The sequence below is a fragment of the Synechocystis sp. CACIAM 05 genome (assembly GCF_010222815.1).
Taxonomy (GTDB): Bacteria; Cyanobacteriota; Cyanobacteriia; order Cyanobacteriales; family Microcystaceae; genus Synechocystis.
Genome location: NZ_CP019225.1, coordinates 278,302 through 299,428 on the forward strand (window position 1 = coordinate 278,302; position 21,127 = coordinate 299,428).

Annotated in this window: 20 protein-coding genes and 1 pseudogene; 10 read left to right on the top strand and 11 right to left on the bottom strand. The window is 48.2% G+C overall.

What is annotated here, in order from left to right; translation table 11 throughout:
- On the top strand, positions 1-249 hold a 249-nt coding region (locus BWK47_RS01350), incomplete at its 5' end, for an integrase core domain-containing protein (RefSeq protein ID WP_162327277.1).
- A gap of 73 nt (positions 250-322) precedes the next feature.
- On the opposite strand, the pseudogene BWK47_RS01355 reads toward BWK47_RS01350, so the two are convergent.
- Positions 323-478 (bottom strand): annotated as a pseudogene (locus tag BWK47_RS01355) (Rpn family recombination-promoting nuclease/putative transposase); the annotation flags it as partial.
- Between the two features lie 225 nt (positions 479-703).
- Here BWK47_RS01355 and BWK47_RS01360 point away from each other — a divergent pair.
- The gene (locus BWK47_RS01360; protein ID WP_162327278.1) at positions 704-2,383 is read left to right on the top strand and encodes an NAD(P)H-quinone oxidoreductase subunit 4; all 1,680 of its coding nucleotides are present in this window, start codon (positions 704-706) and stop codon (positions 2,381-2,383) included.
- A 165-nt stretch (positions 2,384-2,548) separates the two neighbouring features.
- On the opposite strand, the gene BWK47_RS01365 is transcribed toward BWK47_RS01360, so the two are convergent.
- A complete protein-coding gene (locus tag BWK47_RS01365) occupies positions 2,549-3,436 on the bottom strand; it encodes a hypothetical protein (protein WP_162327279.1) in 888 nt (295 codons plus the stop codon).
- 57 nt (positions 3,437-3,493) lie between these two features.
- A complete protein-coding gene (locus BWK47_RS01370) occupies positions 3,494-4,648 on the bottom strand; it encodes an MFS transporter (protein WP_162327280.1) in 1,155 nt (384 codons plus the stop codon).
- A gap of 217 nt (positions 4,649-4,865) precedes the next feature.
- Between BWK47_RS01370 and crtD the strand changes: the two genes are divergently transcribed.
- The 3 genes from crtD (at position 4,866) to BWK47_RS01385 (ending at position 8,252) form a co-directional block, all read left to right on the top strand.
- The gene (gene crtD / locus BWK47_RS01375; protein WP_162327281.1) at positions 4,866-6,389 is read left to right on the top strand and encodes a C-3',4' desaturase CrtD; all 1,524 of its coding nucleotides are present in this window, start codon (positions 4,866-4,868) and stop codon (positions 6,387-6,389) included.
- 56 nt (positions 6,390-6,445) lie between these two features.
- A complete protein-coding gene (locus tag BWK47_RS01380) occupies positions 6,446-6,718 on the top strand; it encodes a YggT family protein (RefSeq protein ID WP_010871471.1) in 273 nt (90 codons plus the stop codon).
- 451 nt (positions 6,719-7,169) lie between these two features.
- Positions 7,170-8,252 (top strand): Fe(3+) ABC transporter substrate-binding protein, encoded by a 1,083-nt coding sequence (locus BWK47_RS01385; RefSeq protein WP_010871472.1) that lies wholly within the window; start codon positions 7,170-7,172, stop codon positions 8,250-8,252.
- 81 nt (positions 8,253-8,333) lie between these two features.
- Here the strand turns inward: BWK47_RS01385 and trmD are convergent, their stop codons facing one another.
- The 3 genes from trmD to BWK47_RS01395 form a co-directional block, all read right to left on the bottom strand.
- A complete protein-coding gene (gene trmD / locus BWK47_RS01390) occupies positions 8,334-9,029 on the bottom strand; it encodes a tRNA (guanosine(37)-N1)-methyltransferase TrmD (RefSeq protein WP_162327282.1) in 696 nt (231 codons plus the stop codon).
- 10 nt (positions 9,030-9,039) lie between these two features.
- The gene (locus BWK47_RS16780; protein WP_204250447.1) at positions 9,040-9,213 is read right to left on the bottom strand and encodes a hypothetical protein; all 174 of its coding nucleotides are present in this window, start codon (positions 9,211-9,213) and stop codon (positions 9,040-9,042) included.
- Between the two features lie 208 nt (positions 9,214-9,421).
- Positions 9,422-10,507, bottom strand: coding sequence for an ATP-dependent 6-phosphofructokinase (locus BWK47_RS01395; RefSeq protein ID WP_162327283.1), 1,086 nt, complete (start codon positions 10,505-10,507; stop codon positions 9,422-9,424).
- 112 nt (positions 10,508-10,619) lie between these two features.
- Between BWK47_RS01395 and BWK47_RS01400 the strand changes: the two genes are divergently transcribed.
- Positions 10,620-12,887, top strand: coding sequence for an FUSC family protein (locus BWK47_RS01400; RefSeq protein ID WP_162327284.1), 2,268 nt, complete (start codon positions 10,620-10,622; stop codon positions 12,885-12,887).
- Between the two features lie 149 nt (positions 12,888-13,036).
- On the opposite strand, the gene psbU is transcribed toward BWK47_RS01400, so the two are convergent.
- From psbU to BWK47_RS17230, 3 genes are all read right to left on the bottom strand, one after another.
- Entirely contained in the window at positions 13,037-13,432 is a 396-nt protein-coding gene (gene psbU, locus BWK47_RS01405; protein ID WP_162327285.1) for a photosystem II complex extrinsic protein PsbU, read from the bottom strand.
- A gap of 194 nt (positions 13,433-13,626) precedes the next feature.
- Positions 13,627-14,124: an HNH endonuclease gene (locus tag BWK47_RS01410; RefSeq protein ID WP_010871478.1), complete on the bottom strand. Its 498-nt coding sequence runs from the start codon at positions 14,122-14,124 to the stop codon at positions 13,627-13,629.
- A gap of 245 nt (positions 14,125-14,369) precedes the next feature.
- On the bottom strand, positions 14,370-14,501 hold the full coding sequence (locus tag BWK47_RS17230; protein ID WP_257793037.1) for a hypothetical protein: 132 nt from the start codon (positions 14,499-14,501) through the stop codon (positions 14,370-14,372).
- A gap of 564 nt (positions 14,502-15,065) precedes the next feature.
- Between BWK47_RS17230 and BWK47_RS01415 the strand changes: the two genes are divergently transcribed.
- Both BWK47_RS01415 and BWK47_RS01420 read left to right on the top strand, forming a co-directional pair.
- A complete protein-coding gene (locus tag BWK47_RS01415; protein ID WP_162327286.1) occupies positions 15,066-16,427 on the top strand; it encodes a UDP-glucose dehydrogenase family protein in 1,362 nt (453 codons plus the stop codon).
- Positions 16,428-16,653: 226 nt separating this feature from the next.
- Complete coding sequence (locus BWK47_RS01420; RefSeq protein ID WP_162327287.1) at positions 16,654-17,898, top strand: FAD-dependent hydroxylase; 1,245 nt, start codon at positions 16,654-16,656, stop codon at positions 17,896-17,898.
- 2 nt (positions 17,899-17,900) lie between these two features.
- On the opposite strand, the gene crcB is transcribed toward BWK47_RS01420, so the two are convergent.
- Both crcB and BWK47_RS01430 read right to left on the bottom strand, forming a co-directional pair.
- Complete coding sequence (crcB, locus tag BWK47_RS01425; protein WP_162327288.1) at positions 17,901-18,323, bottom strand: fluoride efflux transporter CrcB; 423 nt, start codon at positions 18,321-18,323, stop codon at positions 17,901-17,903.
- Positions 18,320-18,724 carry a LapA family protein gene (locus BWK47_RS01430; protein ID WP_162327289.1) on the bottom strand — a complete coding sequence of 135 codons (405 nt, stop codon included), beginning with the start codon at positions 18,722-18,724 and terminating at the stop codon, positions 18,320-18,322. The genes crcB and BWK47_RS01430 overlap by 4 nt, the downstream gene beginning before the upstream one ends.
- Before the next feature lie 233 nt (positions 18,725-18,957).
- On the opposite strand from BWK47_RS01430, the gene BWK47_RS01435 reads away from it, so the two are divergent.
- Entirely contained in the window at positions 18,958-19,155 is a 198-nt protein-coding gene (locus BWK47_RS01435) for a hypothetical protein (RefSeq protein ID WP_010871483.1), read from the top strand.
- Between the two features lie 230 nt (positions 19,156-19,385).
- Entirely contained in the window at positions 19,386-21,080 is a 1,695-nt protein-coding gene (gene hmpF / locus BWK47_RS01440) for a pilus motility taxis protein HmpF (protein ID WP_237269740.1), read from the top strand.
- Positions 21,081-21,127: the final 47 nt, after the last annotated feature.

Consider the following 21,127-nt stretch of genomic DNA (forward strand, 5'->3'; position numbering starts at 1 on the left):
GACGCTCAGGTTGAAATTAGCATGGATGGAAGAGGACGATGTTTCGATAATATTTTTATTGAAAGATTATGGCGTTCCCTTAAATATGAGCTAATTTATATTTATGAGTTTGAAGATGGTCAACATCTAAATCAGGAGCTCAAAAACTGGATTAACTGGTATAATTACGAAAGATTTCATCAAGCTCTAGATTACAAGACACCTGACTTTGTTTATCAGCAAAGTTTAAGTACGTCACCTACTATCTAGTCTTTTGATGGATTCCTACATTTCGGAGCTTTACTCTCCCTATTTCTGGCCCGACTTTTGGGATCCACCTCACTTCCGATTGCTCCAAAATCAGAGAATCAGCCCGAATTGGCTCCAAAGATAGTTCCGTCGGACTCAGCTTAGTCAATTTAATGGGTCGTCCCAGTAACCAGGCGGCATAGTCTTCGGAAAATGATTCAGCGAGGAATTTACAGAGATTGTCGAACATAGCCGAATTCTACTGGTAATCTCCTAGAGATCCGCCAGGCGATCGCCAGAAAATTGGCAAAAATTTAACAAGGTTAGGCGAGGAAAAACCTAGGTCAAAGAACTTATTCACATGGATAGAGCCCATTCTCTGACTTCTATAGGGAAAATCTCAAAAAAAATTCTCAAAAGTTTACAAAGTTTAATATAATCGGAGGAAGATCACTAGGTATTTATTCTCATTACCATGTTGGAACACTTCCCCTGGCTGACAACGATGATTGCCCTGCCGTTAGTCGCCGCCCTCTTCATTCCGTTAATTCCCGACAAAGACGGGAAACAGGTCCGCTGGTATGCCCTTGGTGTGGGTCTAGCGGATTTTGTTTTGATGAGCTACGTTTTTTGGACTAACTACGACATCAGCAATACCAGTTTTCAGCTCCAGGAAAAATTTAGCTGGATTCCCCAATTTGGGCTCAGCTGGAGTGTTTCTGTGGACGGCATCTCCATGCCCCTAGTGTTACTGGCCGGACTGGTTACCACCCTTTCCATTTTCGCCGCTTGGCAGGTGGACCATAAGCCCCGCCTGTTCTACTTCCTAATGTTGGTGCTCTACGCGGCCCAGATTGGCGTGTTTGTGGCCCAAGACATGCTCCTACTGTTCATCATGTGGGAACTAGAATTGGTGCCCGTTTACCTCCTGGTTTGCATTTGGGGTGGTCAAAAACGGCAGTATGCAGCGATGAAGTTTTTGCTCTACACCGCCGCCGCCTCGGTATTTATTTTGGTTGCCGCCCTGGGCTTAGCTTTCTACGGTGACGTAACCACCTTTGACATCGCTGAATTGGGTCTGAAAGATTACCCGATCGCCTTAGAACTCTTCTTATACGCTGGTTTACTGATTGCCTTTGGCGTTAAATTAGCTATCTTCCCTTTCCATACCTGGTTACCCGATGCCCACGGTGAAGCCTCTGCCCCCGTTTCCATGATTCTGGCTGGGGTACTGCTAAAAATGGGCGGTTACGGCCTAATTCGATTGAACCTTGGTCTGTTGGAAGATGCCCACGTTTACTTTGCCCCTATTTTGGTCATCCTTGGGGTAGTTAACATTATCTACGGTGGTTTCTCCTCCTTTGCCCAGGACAATATGAAGCGCCGCTTGGCCTATTCCTCCGTTTCCCACATGGGCTTTGTGCTCCTCGGTATTGCTTCCTTCACCGATTTGGGCATCAGTGGAGCCATGTTGCAAATGCTTTCCCACGGTTTAATCGCCGCTGTCCTCTTCTTCCTGGCTGGGGTTACCTACGACCGTACCCACACCCTTTCCTTGGCCCAGATGGGTAACATTGGCAAAGTAATGCCCACGGTTTTTGCCCTGTTCACCATGGGGGCCATGGCTTCTTTAGCCTTACCTGGCATGAGCGGTTTTGTGAGTGAATTGGCAGTATTTGTCGGAGTAAGTTCCAGCGACATTTACAGCACTCCTTTTAAAACGGTGACCGTGTTCCTGGCGGCTGTGGGCTTAGTACTCACCCCGATTTACCTGTTGTCCATGTTGCGCCAACTTTTCTACGGCAACAACATTCCCCCTTCTTGTAATCTGGAGCAGGACAATCTGTCTGCTAATTCTGACCAAGAAGCGGTTTGTTTTGGCACCAGTTGTGTGCTCCCCGGCAATGCCATCTATGATGATGCTCGCCCCCGGGAAGTATTCATTGCCGCTTGCTTCCTGCTACCGATTATTGGGGTGGGTCTTTATCCCAAATTAGCTACCCAGGTCTACGATGCCACTACGGTGGCGGTGAACAGCCAAGTGCGCCAATCCTATGTGCAAATTGCCGAAACCAATCCCCGGGTCTATGCGGAAGCATTAACTGCTCCCCACATTCCCACCACGGACTTTGCCACCGTCAAAGTTCAACCCTAGTGATCTAGTCTTTTGAGTTAATCAGACTCCTTGAGACTACTGCGTGATTTTCTTAAATAGAGGGGAGTGGGGGAATTTAATCTCCTGCTCCTTTTTTGTTTATGTTCATCAACGTCAGATCAAAGATAAACGTAGGCGATGATCGCTAATCAACTGATCAATTGCCTAATCAGAATTTCCAAGCCGACTGTGCTTGCGTTTCCACCAGATACCACCGGCCATAAACAGACTTGCCCCCAACATCGGTAAGGAATTACCTTCAAACGGAACGGCAACAGGAGTAGCCAGAGCATAGTTATATGAAAAACTCGAGCTTGCGGGAATATTAGCTCCGGAACCGGAAGAACCAACAGACATGACAAGCGCATCCCCAGAGCTACTATCGTAAGCAAAAAAAGGTCCCCAAAATCCAAAATTTCCGAGACCGTTGTCGGGCAGTCCTCCCCAAGGTACGGTCCCTAATGCTTCTGCAAATTGTTGAGCAATACTTTGATTTCCCCACCAGGGCATTTGGGCGATGGAAAAACGAGTGCTGTTATCGTTATAAGAACCATTGAAGATACTGACTTGATAATCCTGTCCTCCAACGTTGACAATCACCGACCCAACTGGTGCAAGAATAGGAATTGCAATGGCGTAGTTGGATAGAGAACCTGCAAATACAGGAATATTAGCTTCAACACCGGAAGAACTAGTGGATATTACAATGGCATCTCCAGGGACGCTACTATAGGCAAAAAAGGGTCCCCAACCGTCATTCGGGTTGCTTGGTAGTCCTTGCCAAGGTGATCCGCCTAGGGCAGTTGAAAACTGTTGAGCAATACTTTGATTTCCCCACCAGGGCATCTCAGCAAGTGAAAAACGACTAACGTTATCGTTGTACGAGCCATTAAAAGTACCCACCCGATAATCCTGTCCACCAACGTTCAGAATAACTGCTTCAACCGGACCAGAAAAAACCAGGGAAAGGATATTCAAACCAATGGAGCCGGCGATTGCCGTAAAAAAAAAGGAAAAAAGTTTTTTATTTTTGTATAGGTCTAATTTTTTCATGCTTTTATCCCTTGGATACAGTTATCCCAATTATCGTACTAAACTAGCACAAAAAGATTAGGTGCGCTGCCAATATCGGGCACAAAGTAAGGCAGACATTACCAACATTGCCAGTCCCAATCCTCCTTGAATCTGACCGGATTGAGTTGACCAATAACGGGTAAAAATTTCTCCTGCTAGACCCACACAGCCAAAATACAAACCGATGCCCACACCGGTCTGATTACCCTGGAGGATTTCCAGTAGCAAAGGAATTAAACCATTGTTTAAAATGCTGGAACCCAATAACCAGGAGAAGGCGATCGCCGGTAACCAAAATCCGTTTAACAAACAGAACAAAGTCAGCACTAAAAGTCCCAAAGCTGTGGTGAGGGATGCCACTGGATGACCTGTTTTACGGATTAACCACCCTGCAGGTAGGGCCATTAATGCCAACAGAAATTGCAAACCCATTAAGCCATTACTAATTCCCTCCAATTGTTTGGTTAAAACTAGCATTAACACCCTAGTGCCCCAGGTGGTGCCAATGGCAAATAGAGCAATATTGACCATGGCAATCCAAGGAAAAGCTCTCACCGTTGCCGGACTTATTGCCTCTTTCTTTTCAATTGGTGGTAAAACTCGACTTAAAAATAGGCTGGCCCCCAATAGCACTACTGAACTGAGTAAAAAAGCTGGTAAACTCCCCAAACTTAATAACCACTTACCCATCGGTTGCCGAAATGTAGCAACTATCCCTCCCACCAAACTCAAAACTCCCATGGCTAAAGGCAGTTGGTTGGTTGGCGCACATTGACCAATCAGCACCATGGTGGGACTACGAAATAGGGTCATAGCTATGGCCCAGGCGATCGCCAGGCTGGGGAGTAAGAACCGAGCTACGTTGGCAATGGGCAGGAAAAATACTAAGGGAATTAAGGGAATTAAGAGAAAAAAACCGGCGGCGAGAATCACCCCCAAGGAAATTAATGGGAATCGAGTGCCTAAATTTTGCTGTTGGCGATCGCTCAGGGCCCCAAAAAGGGGTTCCATCACCACCCCCAAAACCATTTCAAAGGTTAGCAATCCAACCACAAACTCCGGCGAGAATCCCCAGCCCTTGAGCAAGTCCCCCAGGTAAAGGCGGTAAGTTATCCACATCAAAGTTACTGAGCCCTGAACCAAGGCAATGGCCCAAACCCGCCGCCACAGAACCGCAGAATACTGACCCATGGGTAATTCCAAATCCTATTCAAGGGGGATTTAAGTTGCTGTTGTTAACGTTGAAAACTATTTACCAATGCTTGCCACTGTTGGAGCCGAGCCTATCGCATTTACTCCACCAAATCAATTAACTATTCACAGAATCTTGAACAATGCCTGGGCCAGGAACCGTTGCAACCAGTTACATTAAGAAATGTAAAGAAAATTTCCCCACTGTCCTTTTCCCATGGTCCCTAGCAATGCTGAATCTCAATCCGTAGTTGTAATTGGTGCTGGCATTGGTGGTCTGACAACGGCGGCCCTATTAGCCCAACAGGGTTATCAAGTCAAAGTTTATGAACAGGCGGCCATAGTGGGGGGTTGTGCATCCACCTTTCGGCGACGGGGTTTTATTTTCGATGTGGGGGCCACCCAGGTGGCGGGCCTAGAGCCAGGGGGAATTCACCACCGCATTTTCCGCCAGTTGCAAGTGGATTTGCCGGAAGCAACCCTGTGCGATCCTGCCTGTGCAGTTTTTTTGCCAGGGGAAAAGCAACCGATTAACGTTTGGCATGATCCTGAGCGATGGCAAAGGGAAAGGGAACAGCAATTTCCAGGGAGTGGCAGATTTTGGCAGTTGCTACAAACGTTGTTCCAAATTAGTTGGCGTTTCCAGGGGCGAGATCCTGTATTGCCCCCCCGCAGTATGTGGGATTTGGGCCAGTTGTTGGGGGCATTGCGGCCGGATACCCTACTCACGGCTCCCTTTGTGCCTCTCACGGTGGGGGATACCCTCCGATTATTGGATTTAGGGTCAGACCAAAGGTTAAAAACTTTTCTTGATTTACAGTTAAAACTCTATTCCCAGGTGGGGGCTGATGAGACAGCTTTGTTATACGCCGCTACGGCCTTGAGCGTTTCCCAAGGGCCCCAGGGTCTATGGCATCTCCAGGGCAGTATGCAAACCCTAGGCGATCGCCTGGTGGAAGCGCTGAAAAACCATGGAGGGGAATTGTTTTGTGGTCAGCGAGTAGAGCAGATCCATTGTGACCAAGGCCATGTACAAGAAGTGACGGTGCGGGACGTAAGGAGCGGAGAAGTACGTCAAGAAAAAGCCCAGCATGTGGTGGCCAATTTAACGGTGCAGAATTTACTCCAAGCACTAGATCAACCATTACCCGGTTATCAAAAAAGGGTGGCCAATTTACCCCCCGGCTCCGGTGCTTTTGTCATTTATTTAGGCGTCAAGGAAGATGCCATTCCCCCAGACTGTGCTCCCCATCTACAGTTTTTGTACGATCGCCAGGGACCCATTGGCGAAAATAATTCCCTCTTTGTCAGTGTTAGTAAACCAGGGGATGGCCGGGCTCCCCGGGGCTGTAGAACTGTAATTGCTTCTTCCTTCACCGATGTGACCCCCTGGTGGAATGCTTCCCCGGAACAATATCAGGCTCTCAAGGAAAGTTACACAACCACGGCGATCGCCAGATTGGGAGAATATTTCAATTTGGATGAATCCACCATTGTGCACCAAGAAAGTGCCACTCCCCGTACCTTTGCCTGCTACACTGCCCGGGACCAAGGCATCGTCGGCGGAGTAGGCCAGCGTTTGACCACCTTTGGGCCCTTTGGCTTTGCTCCCCGTACCCCCATTCGTAACCTTTGGCTAGTGGGGGATTCCGTGCATCCGGGGGAAGGCACCGCTGGGGTAAGTTACAGCGCCCTCACCATTGCCCGGCAAATTTGTGCCAGTGGAGCAACAAACTCCTAGGGTCGAGTTAAGATGGGGAGAAATTGTTCATTGCTATCGATATCACCATTGCCACTATGGACCTACTCCTTTCTACCCTCGTCAGCTTCATCAACATTTACCTAGTGTTGTTATTTGTCCGTATTTTGCTGTCCTGGTTTCAAACTGCGGAGTGGGCTGGCAACATCATGGGCTTTCTCAGCCCCGTGACCGATCCCTATTTAAATATTTTCCGCTCCTTTATCCCGCCCCTGGGAGGCATTGATTTTTCCCCCATTCTGGCCATTTTTGCGTTGCAGTTTCTCCAACAGGCCCTCAGCAGTGTGGCGGGTCCCTACGCTGGCTTCTAATTGACATAATTCCGGTGGCTAAAAATCTGATTGGTGGTTAGATGCCCCAACCTCCATTTCCACTGACCATGGTTCACAAATCTTCCCTCTGTTACGCCAGGGGGATTTTATTTGTCCAGGTTACTATTAATAATAAATTTTGTTAGTGAGTAGAGATTCCCATCAGCTAGAGCTATGACAAACCAGGGTAAAGGGGAGTATTACCAAAGTTGAGACTCGGCTAAATTTTTCTTCCTAATCCTTGAAAGTCAAGCAGTATAAACTTTTAAGATCCTTTGCGCCCAATCAGAAAGATTTTTTCCTCAGGTTTTACGAGCAAAATAATAAGATTTATTTATGTCGTTTGGTTGAAGACCTAATTAAATAATCAGAAAATCACTCATTATATCTCCACTACTGATAAAATTATTGAGAATTACTTTTATTAGAGGAGTGAAAAAGTTCAGCCACCATGGTCCAAAAGTTATCCCGTCGCCTATTTTTGTCCATTGGAACCGCCTTCACCGTTGTGGTGGGTTCCCAGTTGCTCAGTAGCTGTGGCCAATCCCCTGATGCCCCGATCGCCGACACACCAGGGGAACAGCAGGAGATCAATTTATATTCATCCCGGCACTACAACACCGACAACGAACTGTACGCCAAATTCACCGCAGAAACGGGCATCAAAGTTAACCTGATTGAAGGTAAGGCAGACGAACTGCTGGAACGGATTAAGTCTGAAGGGGCCAACAGTCCGGCGGATGTGCTCCTCACAGTGGATTTGGCTCGTTTATGGCGGGCCGAAGAGGACGGCATTTTTCAGCCGGTGCAAAGCGAGATTTTAGAGACTAATGTCCCGGAATATCTCCGCTCCCCGGACGGGATGTGGTTTGGTTTCACTAAGCGGGCCCGGGTGATTATGTATAACAAGGGGAAAGTTAAACCGGAGGAGTTGTCCACCTACGAAGAACTAGCCGATCCCAAATGGAAAGGTCGGGTGATTATCCGTTCCTCCAGCAATGAATATAATCAATCCCTGGTGGCTTCCTTGGTGGTAGCTGATGGGGAAGAGTCCACCTTGGCATGGGCTAAGGGCTTCGTCAGCAATTTTGCTAGGGAACCCCAGGGCAATGACACAGCCCAAATTGAAGCAGTGTCTTCCGGCGAAGCGGATTTGACCTTAGCCAATACCTATTACATGGGGCGGCTCCTGGAAAGTGAAGATCCGGCCCAAAAGGCGATCGCCGAAAATGTGGGGGTATTTTTTCCCAACCAGGAAGGGCGGGGTACCCACGTTAACGTCAGCGGCGTGGGCGTAGTCAAAACTGCCCCTAATCGGGAGGGAGCGGTCAAGTTTATTGAATTTCTGGTCAGCGAACCGGCCCAGGCATTTTTAGCACAAAATAACTACGAATACCCAGTTTTGGCTGGGGTTCCCCTGAATAAATCTGTGGCTTCCTTTGGGGAATTTAAGTCTGACACCACCAGTTTGGACAAGTTGGGCCCTGCCCTAGCCCCTGCTACCAAAATCATGAACGAAGCAGGCTGGAAGTAGGATTCCAAGGTCCATTGGCAATGGTTGAGGAAAGCATTCGCTCTAATTCTTAGCCATTGTCATCGGGCTACCGATTAGCCCTCATGGGAAAGGCTGTCGATCTTGCCATTTTTGCCACAAATCCGGCCGCCTCTGTTGGGTTCGTTCCTCCTGCTGTTTCAATCGCCATTGGGCGATCGCCTGGTGGTTGCCGGAAAGTAACACTGGGGGCACAGCCAAGTCCCGGAACACTGGCGGCCTGGTGTAGTGGGGATAATCCAACAGATCGGTGCTAAAACTCTCGGCGATTAAAGATGCTTCTTTGCCCACGGTTCCGGGTAGCAACCGGGTGACACCATTAATTAAAGTTAAAGCAGGAATTTCGCCACAGGTGAGCACAAAATCCCCCAGGGAAATCTCCCTCGTCACCAGTTGGCAGACTCTTTCGTCCACCCCTTCGTAATGGCCACAGATCAACACCAATTGGTCATAGTCCGTCAATTCCCGAAACAAAGCCTGGTCCATGGGCTGTCCCTGGGGAGTCATTAAAATCACTTCCCGTTTGGACAGTACTGGCAACGATTCCACCGCCGCAAAAATTGGTTCTGGTTTGATCACCATGCCCACCCCACCGCCGTAGGGCTCATCATCCACCCGGCGATGTTTATCAGTGGTGAAATCCCTGGGGTTAATCAAATTAACGCTGGCGATCGCCTTTTCGAGGGCTTTACCTAGAAGGCCAGATTGCAGGGGAGAAGCAAAAAAATCAGGAAACAGGGTGAGAACGTCAAACTGCACAGAGGGCAAATCAAATTAGATCAAACTGGTGACACACCATACCACAAACACTGGCGATCGCCGTGATTATCAAAGCAACAAAGGGGTCTTGCCCCTGATTAACGGCAAAGGAAGTCACAATGCCTGCCCCCAGGGCGGAAACCAAACCAGCGCTGACTAAATCTTTGTTGGAACGATCAAACATGATTGTTAACCCCCACCCCTTAGTTATTGATCGGATTAATTAAAGTTATGGAAAAATTTCGTTTTACAAGGTATCACTCCCCCGGGGGAAAAGGGAGAGAAAGGGCGGTTTTTGCAACTAAGCTTTAACATCCGCCACATTTCTTTACAATTACGCTGCTTTATCGGGGAAATATGGCCCAGATCGCCAGTTAGGAACTGCTAGGAACTTAATCGTTACCAAGGCAAATGCCCAATCCCCGCGCAGTTTTCACCAAGGTGCCGTCCAACTGCACCGTTTGATAGGTTTGGATGGCTTCCTCAATGGGCACACTAATGGTTTGACGATTGCGCCAGGCTACCATATGGTCAAATTTACCCTCCGCAATCAAGTCCACCGCCGCCACCCCAAACACACTACCCAATAGGCGATCGAAGGGAGAAGGAATGCCCCCCCGTTGGATATGGCCCAGCACAGTGACTCTGGTTTCTGCTCCAGTCCGTTGGGCAATTTGTTCCGCAATGTATTTACCAATGCCGCCGTAGCGGTCTTCGCCAAACTGTTGGATTTGCTTGACCTGATCGCCCAATTCTGTCCGCACCGCTTCCGACACCATAACCAGGCAAAAGTTTTTCCCCTTGGCCTGCCGTTGACGAATTTTATTGCACACACTTTCGATGCGGTAGGGAATTTCAGGAATGAGAATAATGTCCGCCCCTCCCCCAATGCCGGCGGCCAGGGCAATGTGGCCCGCATCCCTACCCATCACTTCTAGCACCATGACCCGGTTATGGCTAGCGGCGGTGAAATGCAAACGATCCAAGGCTTCGGTGGCAATGTTGGTGGCGGTGTCGAAACCAATGGAAATTTCCGTTGCCCCCACATCATTGTCAATGGTTTTGGGAATGCCCACTAAGTTGATGCCCCCCTGTTGGGCTATGCGGCGCAAAATGGCTAAACTACCGTCTCCGCCAATGCCAATGAGAGCGTCAAGCCCCAACTGACGATAACCGGCAATAATATCTTCGGTGCGGTCCCGCACAGTGCCGTCGGCCATGGGAAAAGCGAACGGATTACCCTTATTAGTGGTGCCTAAAAAGGTACCTCCCATCATTAACAAATGGTCAATGTTATCCCGGTGCAGGGCGATCGCCTTGGGGGGATTTTCCATTAGTCCCTGGGTGGCTTCTTGAATGCCAATTACTTCCCAACCGTAGGTGCCAATGGCATGGTGTACCACGGAGCGAATTACAGCGTTTAGTCCGGCACAGTCTCCTCCACTGGTTAAAATACCAATGCGTTTAATTTCCCCCATGGTTTTCCTTGCCGATATGGTTCTGTTTTATTTGTAGAAGCAAATCGAATCAGCAAAACTTCTTTGTGAGAATTCTTAAAATTGTCCTCAATCCTTAACCTACTTTTAACTGATGCTGGCTAAGCTCCGCCAACGCCTTGCTTTTTTAACCCGTACCAATGGGACTATTGATTGGGGTAGGGGCATTCGTACTTTTTGCGGCATGGCAGTCCCCTATCTGGGGGGCATGGCCCTGGGAAATCCCCAACTAGGTTTGGGCGTTGGTTTAGCTTCCCAATTAATTTTATTAGCGGACATGGGGGGACTATATTCTGTCCGTTTCAAGACTATTTTCGGGGCCTGGGTCGGGGCGGCGATCGCCATGGCAGTGGGAACTATGGTGCCCGATGGTTGGGGTTTAGGGCTAGCAATAACGGGCTTCGTTTTATTTGCTAGCGGTTATCTAGCGGTTTATGGGGAGCAGGGAGCCATGGTGGGCATTGTCACCACCTTTGCTTTTCTCCTCGGTGCCCAAAATGTCAGTACCGATTCCTTTGAATTTACCTCCCTGGCGATCGGGGGAATGTGGAGCTTGATATTAGCTATTTTCATTTGGCCCTTCCGTCCCAATCAACCTTTGCGGCAAATGGTGGCCAACAATTACAGCATTTTAGGCAATTACCTCCGGGCCATGGCCGCCGCTAACTTTAGTCCCGATGACCCTCAAGCTCAGCAATTGGTGGTCAAACTGCGTCAAAACTTGCTTAAATCTAGGCAAACTCTGGTGGCCAGCCAGCGAGGGTTATGGGGACAAAGTAAATTACGGGAATTATTATTAGTTTTAATCGAGCATACGGAAAGATTAAATAAATGCCTAATGTTGCTCAATGAAATTGTTAATTTCCACAATCTACCCCAATTACAAACAGTGGAAATCCTAATGGAAGATGCGTTTAATGCTCTGGGGGAAGTTTGCTTAGATTTAGGACAAATGGTGCTAGGCAAAAGACGCATTCCTAACACTAACCGTTTGCAACTATTAGTGCAAGCATTGCAACAGCAAAAAAAATTACAACGGCAGGCTCTCACAGAGGATTTTAACGACTACAACAGTTTAACCACCGTAACCCAATTGGTTAACCATTTAGAAAACCTGACCAAACAATTAGAGCAAACCATTCAAACCGCTGAACTTTTACAAAATCCCCAACTTTTTTCCGATAATAATTCCAATGATCAAGGAAAACTAAATAAAGTTAGACTTATACCTTGGTGGGACCCCCTAGGGAGTAATTTTCACCTTAACTCGCCTTTGTTGCGCCATGGTTTGCGCATGGCATTGGGGGGCATGGTGGGGGCGACAATTGCCCATTTAACTCAAATTCCCTACGGTTTTTGGATTGTTATAACGCTAATTTTTGTGCTCAAGCCGGATTTTAGTTTAACTTTTCAAAGGTTATCCAATCGTCTTTTAGGCACTTTTTTAGGGGTGTTGGTAATGTCTATTGCCCTCAAGCTAATTCAAGATCCCCAACTCCTGAGTTGGCTGGGAATTCTGGCGATCGCCATGGGGATGGCCCTGTTGAGATTTCACTACAGTGTGGCGGTCTTTTTTATCACAGCTTTTGCTTTAATTCTTAAGGCCATTGATCCGTCGGTGCCCACGGAATATGCCCTCCTTTCCCGCCTGGTTTGTACCCTCATTGGCAGCGCCATTGCCCTAGGTTTAGCCTTTAGTTTTCTGCGGCAATCGGAAAATTTACGCTTCACCCAGGCCAGTGTCAGAATGCTAACTAATCTGGAGCAATATTTTCAGCAATTAATCCCCGCCCTACTGGGAAAAGAGTCAATTAACAAAAAAGAAGCAGAAAGGGTACGCAATGAAACTCGGTTAGCAGCCACCGCCATGCAGATTGCCCTGGATCGCTTACTCAGTGACCCCAGCACTCCCCTGGAAAAACAAGAGCCAGCCTTGACCATGACCAATTATCTAGCCCGCTTAAGTAGGGGTTTTCGGGTTTTGATCAGTCATTTGGAAAATAGCTCCGGCAGTAATCCCCCGCCCCCCATTAAGTTATTTACCGAGCAAGTACAACAAAGTTTGGAAAATTTATGCTTTTCCCTGGAGCACCAATCATCACCGGCGGCTTTGCCCCCCATGGCCACCACCATTAAAGAAATCCGGGAATATCACCAGAGTTATCAAGCCCAAAGAATTACGGAAATTAATCAAAAACAAGACTTTACTCCCACCCGCCGTTATTTGGACGATTTTAATTTGGTGGTGGAGGAATGCCAACAAATTTACCAACGCCTGGAAACCATCCACTCGGCGATCGCCAGATTTACCGATAGTCCTCAGCTGGCCAATGGAATCAAACTCAAAAGTCAGCCCAGTTGAGCAATGTAAATGAGAAAATGAGGCAACAACAAAAAACCACCCCAAACAAGGCAAAGTTCAGAGCGGTGTGAATATTTATGGAATTGGGGAAGTCAATAATTGCCCTATCTAGACAATGAATAATGGCTAGACCGCAATCAGTGGGAGTTTTAGTAAACTCCTGGATTAATACGGTCATCGCCGGAAGTTAGCTCAATGCTTGGTTCAGTGACGGTGAAGCTACCCAAATTGGCTTCCAAGCGGCTTTTTTGAGTGTCACTCAAACCAGGAATGTCCAAAACTTCCTCTACGGTGTCGTAGGGGGCATTTTTAATGATTTCACTGGCCAAATTGGGATAAAAGCCCCGCAGACCACGAAAATCCCGAATATCACTATTATTTAAATCAATCTTTTGACCAAAATCCGTAGTCAATTTAGCATCCACAGCGTTCAGTTCAGCCAATACAGGATTGGGAGTGAGAGCTTGGGCCAAATCCGCTCCCAGAAAACCCATCAATCCGATTAATAAGCTACACGCAACCAGTAGGCGGGAAATAAATTTCATGAATTGTCTCCTATAACCAAGGCAATGAATTGTTACTATCTGAGAAAATTATGCCGACTGCGCCGATTTTGTAAGGTCAAACCAGCGCCAATTACAATAGATTGTATATTCTTGGGGCACGGCTGACCATCTGCCCCAGATTGGCTGGGTAATTATACTTATTAGAATTGGGACTGGTTTAACCCTTGGGGCGACTAAATGCCAATCACATATTTGCGCCATTCATGGTTGCGGTCGTTGCGGGTATGTTTAATGATTTCAAACAGCAGACTGCTGTAGGGGCGACGGGGGGTATAATTTAGGGACATTTGTGCTTCCCTGGGGGTACGATTACCCTTCTTAATGTTGCAACGCACACAGGCAGTGACCAGATTTTCCCAACTGTCTCCCCCACCCCGGGAACGGGGAATAACGTGGTCTAGGGTGAGTTGTTCACCTTTGTAATTGCAATACTGACAGGTGTGGCGATCGCGCTCCAGTACGTTGCGGCGAGTGAGGGGAATTTCCTTGTAAGGAACCTTGATATACTGCCGCAGGCGAATCACCGACGGGAGGGGAAAATTGGCGTAGATCAGCTTGCCGTTATTTTCCAAAGCTTCGGCCTTATCTTTCAGCAGTAACACCACCGCCCGTTGCCAATGGGTAATGTTTAAAGGTTCATAGGAAGCGTTGAGGACTAAAACCTTAGCCATGGTCTGCCATCGCTGAATTTTTTTCCCTAGATGCTAGCACAATCAGCTTTTGGGATTCAGAGGGCTGTTGCTCAGTTAGAACTTTTTTCGATTCTGCTACTAACTCCCTGGAAAAATAGGTGAGTGTCCCTGGCGGTTGGTTTTGCCATAATCCACCATAGGTGAACCCCCCAACAGCATTGAGTCAGGGGGGACAAAATAGCCAGAGCTAGGCATTAGGGAATATGGACGGAGGAAACCATCGACTATTCTTCAGTACTGTTTACTAAAATCTCACCGTCAAAGGGTTGAACACCAACAGTGGGATATTCATCATCCGAAGGGCCAAAAACCCTGGCAAATGCTTCGGTGAAATATTGCATAAGGTCCTGTAGCATCTCAAGTAATTTCATCATAACCTCCGTCCCAATGGGGGAAACTCAACAGTTGTCTTTTGGGCAAGTTTGAGAAAACGGGGAGGTTTTCTGCCTCTGGTTTTATCAACCAGGACTAGGTATTAGGTAATTTATTTTCCTGCCCCCTGTCTTTCCTCTTGTTTTAATTATCCAATGAAAAACAGGTTAGATGAGGATTTCTTAATATATTGTCAAATTGGGAAAATTTTTTAGACCAGACTCCAGGGCAACTTTTTACTGCTCAATTTATTTTTTGCCCACTGGGCATATCTCCTCAGGCATTTACCACAGTTCCTTTATGGTTTTCTGACAAACACAATTTTGTTTGACCTAGGTTGAAATTTTTGTCTTAACTGCCCGGATTTTTAGATCATGTATTCACTACTAACTTGATTGAGAAATGTTGAGACTGGCCAAGCTTAAAGTCTGGCAAAGTCAATTGACAGAGGGGGTATGTATCCCCTAGGCTTAGGCTTATTTTCCGGCCTCCGGTCGACCAGCTCAGCTTGGGCAATTGATCAACAATTCATTCCATAGAACTAATCAATGCGTGTTTGTGTTATCGGAACGGGATATGTGGGTTTAGTCACTGGCGTTTGCCTGGCCCATATTGGCCATCAAGTAATTTGTGTTGATAACAACGAGGAAAAAGTCAAGCTCATGCGGTCAGGGCAATCCCCCATCTATGAACCCGGGCTGTCGGAGTTGATGGTGGCCAATATGGAAAGCGGTCGTCTAGTATTCACTACGGATTTGGGCAAGGGAGTCCAGGAGAGTGCAATTCTTTTCATTGCAGTGGGTACTCCCGCCTTGGAGGATGGTTCCAGTGATACCCGTTATGTGGAGGCGGTGGCCCGCAGTATTGGTGAGCATCTTGATGAACAGTATCGGGTGATTGTCAATAAATCAACTGTGCCCATTGGTTCCGGGGATTGGGTGCGGATGATTGTCACCGAAGGCAATGAAGCCCATCAACAACAAACGGGCCAGGCGATCGCCGTTAACTTTGACGTGGTCAGTAACCCAGAATTTTTGCGAGAAGGGTCGGCGGTTTACGATACGTTTAACCCGGACAGAATTGTGTTGGGGGGCAATAATCCCCAGGCCTTGGCTTTAATGCGGGAACTTTACACGCCCTTAATTGAAAGGCGGGTGGGGGAAAATCCTGAGCTGGCGCCGGTGCCGGTGGTGATGACGGACCTTAGTTCGGCGGAAATGATTAAATATGCGGCCAATGCTTTTTTGGCTACCAAAATTAGTTTTATTAACGAGGTGGCCAATATCTGTGACCGGGTAGGGGCGGATGTGACCCAGGTGGCCCAGGGCATTGGCTTGGATTCCCGTATCGGTAGTAAATTTCTTAATGCGGGCATTGGTTGGGGAGGTTCCTGTTTTCCGAAGGATGTGTCTGCGTTGATCCACACTGCGAAGGACTATGGTTACACCACTTCAATTTTGAATGCCGTAGTGGAGGTAAACCAGGTACAACGGCTGATTGTGGTGGAAAAACTACAGCAGGAGTTAAAAATCCTCAAAGGTAAGGTGATTGGTCTGTTGGGGTTGACTTTTAAGCCGGATACGGATGACATGCGGGATGCTCCAGCCCTGAACATAATTCAACAACTGAATCGTTTGGGAGCCAAGGTGAAAGCCTATGATCCGATTGTTTCCCAGTCTGGGGTAAGCCATGGTTTATCGGGGGTAAAAATTGAGTCGACCCCGGCTATGTTGGCGGACCAGTGTGATGCGTTAATTTTGGTGACGGAATGGCAGGAATTTTTAAAGCTAGATTTTCCTGTCCTGGCCAGCCGTATGCATCAGGCTGTGATCATTGATGGTCGTAATTTCCTCGACAAGGAAAAATTGCAAGGGGCAGGATTCCGTTACCTAGGGGTTGGTCGTAGTTAGGGCCATATTCAGCTCAAAGGTTGATGGGGAATTAAACACCGCCAGATAAGTCCTAGTGACAATCTTACCCAACTTCAATTCCCCCCCTATCTCCCACGGACAGCAGAGAGAAACAACGTTACAATTAGATACAATTATCGTTGTCAACCATAGGGATGAATGCCTTACCCTGGGGGTGTTTCACCATCACTGACGACGGCATAAAAATTGTCCCATTGTTTTTCCTATGACCTTTGTAGCCGCTTCCATAACTGATAACCAATTCGATGTGGCGATCGCCGGGGGAGGCGTTGTGGGGCTGGTACTAGCGGCGGGTTTGCGTCATACGGGGCTGAAAATTGCCATTATCGAAGCTTTACCGAAGGAACAGGCCCTAACTAAACCCCAGGCCTATGCAATTTCCCTGCTGTCGGGCAAAATCTTAGCGGGACTGGGGGTCTGGGAAAATATTAAGGACTCCATCGGTCATTTCGAACGCATCCAAATTTCCGATAATGACTATCGGGGTACCGTTCCCTTTGCCAAGGAAGATGTAGACGAACTGGCCCTGGGCCATGTGGCGGAGCATCCAGTCATTCTGCAGGCGCTGGAAAATTGTGTAGAGCAATGTCCCCGCATTGCCTGGTTTCGTCCCGCTGAGTTGATCAGTTTTACGGCGGGAGAGAACCACAAACAGGTCACCCTACAACAGGAAGGAAGACAAATTACCCTACAGACCAAATTGTTGGTGGCGGCGGATGGGGCCCGTTCCCGTTCCCGTTCCCTGGCGGGGATTCAAACCAAGGGGTGGAAATATTGGCAATCCTGTGTGGCTTTCACCATTCAGCATCAAGCCCCTGACAATACCACTGCCTTTGAGCGTTTTTGTGACACTGGTCCCATGGGGATTTTGCCCCTACCCGGCGATCGAGCCCAGATTGTCTGGACCATGCCCCACCATAAGGCCCATACCCTAGTGAATCTACCGGAAGCGGACTTTATTACAGAACTGCGCCAACGCATTGGCGATAGCCTGGGGGAATTTCATTTAATTAATGCCCGCCGTTTATTTCCGGTGCAACTAATGCAGAGCGATTGTTATGTGCAACCCCGCTTGGCATTAGTGGGGGATGCGGCCCACTGTTGCCATCCGGTGGGGGGTCAGGGTTTAAATTTGGGCATTCGGGACGGAGCCGCCCTGGCCCAGGTTATTGCCACGGCCCACAGCCAAGGGGAAGATTGGGGTTCCCTAGCAGTGCTGAAACGTTATGAACATTGGCGTAAACCAGAAAATTGGCTCATTTTGGGCTTCACTGACCTGCTAGATCGTTTCTTTTCCAGTCATTGGCTGCCGGCGATCGCCTTGAGAAGGTTTGGCCTAGAGGTATTGCGCCTAGTGCCTCCAGCGAAAAAGCTGGCCCTCCGTTTGATGACTGGTTTGCTGGGCCGTAGACCCCAATTGGCCACAGGGCAACCTTTAGTGAGTCAGTAACCCTAGATGGTCAGGCGATGGGCAATTAAATTCCCTAGTAATATGCCGATCGCCCCGATGACTAAACTCCCTAAACCGTAGAGTACACCCTCGCCAAACTGCCCCATACGCCAGAGGGAAGTTACTTCCAGAGCATAGGTGGAAAAGGTAGTGTAGGAACCCAAGAATCCCACCGCTAAAAGCAACCTTAAATCCGGAGACACCAAGGCCGGCTGGGTCGCCAAGGTCACCACCAAACCCATACCCACACAACCGGAAAAATTAATTAAAAAAGTGGCATAGGGTAAATCGTTACCAAAAACCCTGGCCAGAAAAATAGTGGCATAGTAGCGGGCCAAGGCCCCCGGTATGGCTCCTAAAATAATTGCCAATGGCGATCTTAAAGGAGCTGGCATGGCCCCCAACCATTGCAATAAAGGATTCATACAAGATCGTCAAAATCGAATTCCCGGTCTAATTGTTGTTGGGAAGGGACTCCCCGCCGACGATTACCACCGGATAATGGGGCCAGCAAACTGCCCACCACCAGTCCCCCGGCCAAGGAAAATACCAACAGCAGACCCACCGGCATCTCAATGGACTGCAATGTCAAAAAACTCAGGGCCACAGGGGTGACATTTTGGATGGCCAATAATGCCAGGGATATTAACCCCAAAGCTAAAACCATGGCGATCGCCAATTGACTCATGCGACGTAGCATCCAACGAAAACTCCCCTCTGCGGTCGGCTCCACTCCCCAAGGATAGCTCAAAAGCCAGCCCAAGCCGTTCCCATTACCCCCAAGCTGAAACCACCAACCCTTGCCACTGCAGAAAAAATCGAGCATTCTGGATTATGAGGATTACGGTTAAAATAGTTGGCCGTCAGCCACGGCGACAACGGTGGCAGCAAGAGTAATAAAAAACAACACCAGTGGACTTGCCCTATTCCACTTTTTTCCATGTTCATCCCCCCAAAGATGGGACTGACATGCCCTGAAGAGAGCCCTATGGTGGTAGTAGAGCAGTCAAAGCTCTAATTTGGTCTCGGTGTGTTAGGACGTGTCAAGGAGAGAAGCTGATGAAATTACAGCATCCCAAACCCCACAATTCTGTCCGTCGGGCGCTGCGCTCTTGGGCCGGCCCCTTGGCGATCGCCCTAGTGATGATCATTGGCCTGGAAACGGCGGCCACAGCGGCTTTTTCTAGTCTCGAGGAACATACCGTTGTTTATAACGGCAAATGCCCCGGTGACAGGGACGATGACTGTAGGGACTAAGCAGACAATTGTCCGTTGGTTAAGGACACTGGTTGACTAATAAACCGGTAATTAATCCTAGCTAGCGGACCATTAACTTAGTCTTCTACCACTTATTACTAAGGGCAGGCGAGGGAAAATCTCCTTCACCTCCTTTTTTTTTGACAATTTTTGCCAGTGTGGAGGCAAAATAGAAGCAGTTTGGTCAGATTTTCCTCTAATTACTCCAGGGGTAAGCTAAAAAAATTCCTGTGGTCCTGCCCATCGGCGGGCTTAAGATTAAAATAAAGCGAGAACTTTCCCGACAAAATCGTCTCCACTGCTCAGGACAACGACTTGTGCTCTATCTGGCTGAAATTAAGAAACAAACCAAAAACTTTTTAGGCGGTTACAAAACCGAGTTAAAACTTCTGGCCTGTCAGCACAGTGATCAGACCTGGAGTGCCCTGCCTAACGAAGAAAACTTCCAAACCGACGACATGGGAGAAGCCAGGGAGGGAACCCTATGGATCCTAAACCTGAGTAATAGTCGCTCCCTACAAGGGACTCCAGAAGTAGCGGCGCCAGAGTTAGTGCGGCAGTTGCAAAAACTGTCCCGCCTCTCAGAAAAACTCAAGGAACAACAGAGCGAAATTGAACGTTGGCGAGAATCCCTCACTTTTCAGTTCCAAGAACTGAGCCAGCGAGAAATGGAAATTGAAGCGAAGGAGTCGGAGGTTGAAGACCGAGCCAATCAGCTTGCCCAGGTGGAACAGCAAAGATATGAGGTGGAGCAGGCCCGACAAAGGTTAGAAGGGGAAAGAGAACAATTGACCGAACTCCAACAGCAGTTTGGCAGTTTGCTGGAAAATAGTGCTGAAAATCGGGAAGTGTTACAGGGCATACTCCACCGGTTAGGAGCTTACCCGGAAGCTATCCCCGCCCTATTTACGGCCGCAGCCAATACCCAGCAAAGCACCGACCAACAACAACAGATCTTTAATGACCATTGGCAGATGGTTACCAGTGCAGAACAGGAGTTGGGCCGGAACCAAGCATTAATTCAGCAAAAACAGGAATTATTGGTCATCCATGGGCAGGAATTGGATGCCATCGCCCAAGAATTAGGTAAAGCGAAAGTTCAACTAACAGTGGAACAGGAGGGGGTGGTTAATGGCCAAAAGCTCCTGACCCAATTGAAAGCTGAAATTGCGGCCGCTGAAAGCTTACAAACCAATCTCTATCGATTGGCCACCGGCGCGATGAGTGTCGATAAAGACCATCAAATTGATGTGCAACATCTGGAACAATTGCCCCTGGGGGAACTGGAGGAAACCGTTAAAGCATTGCAGACTGATATGCAAAAATTAGCCCGCTTTGTTAACGATCAAGAGGAAGAGTTAACTCTGCAATGCGAAGAAGTGGAAGCTATCCAAGCCCGCCTAGAAGCCGCTGATGAGTATAGTCGTCTCACCATTGAGGAGGAGTTAAACGAAGAGCAGGAAAGGAAGCGCATGCTGGACGAAACCCTGATTGGGCAGCGCCGCAACCTCAAGGAGCGCCAGGAAGTGTTGTTGCAACATCTCAAAATTCTTCGTCGTCGCCAGGGCATTGTGGAAATTGACGACAGTATCCCCAACATTGATTTGGATCCAGTCATTCAACAATTGGAGGGGCGCAAGCATAAACTCCAGGAGGAAAAAAATAAGCTGGAACAAAATTTGCAGTCCACTAGGCAGGGTTTGGCAGAAATTGAAACCATGATTGCTAGTCTCGACCAGCAGTATCAGGCGAAAAAGACTAATTTTGAGCAAGACCGCCGGGAAGTGGAAGATTTACAGAAACAGACAGCGGCGCTAGAAGCCCAGGGTCGTTTGTTGAGGGCAGCTTTGCAACCTCTGCAGGATCAGTTGGATGTAATTAAACCCCGGTTGCAGGAAATGCAGACCCTATTGTTTGGCGGTTAGTTGGGTTGGTTGCCGACTTCCATGGATTGGGGCTGAAGAAATTTCCT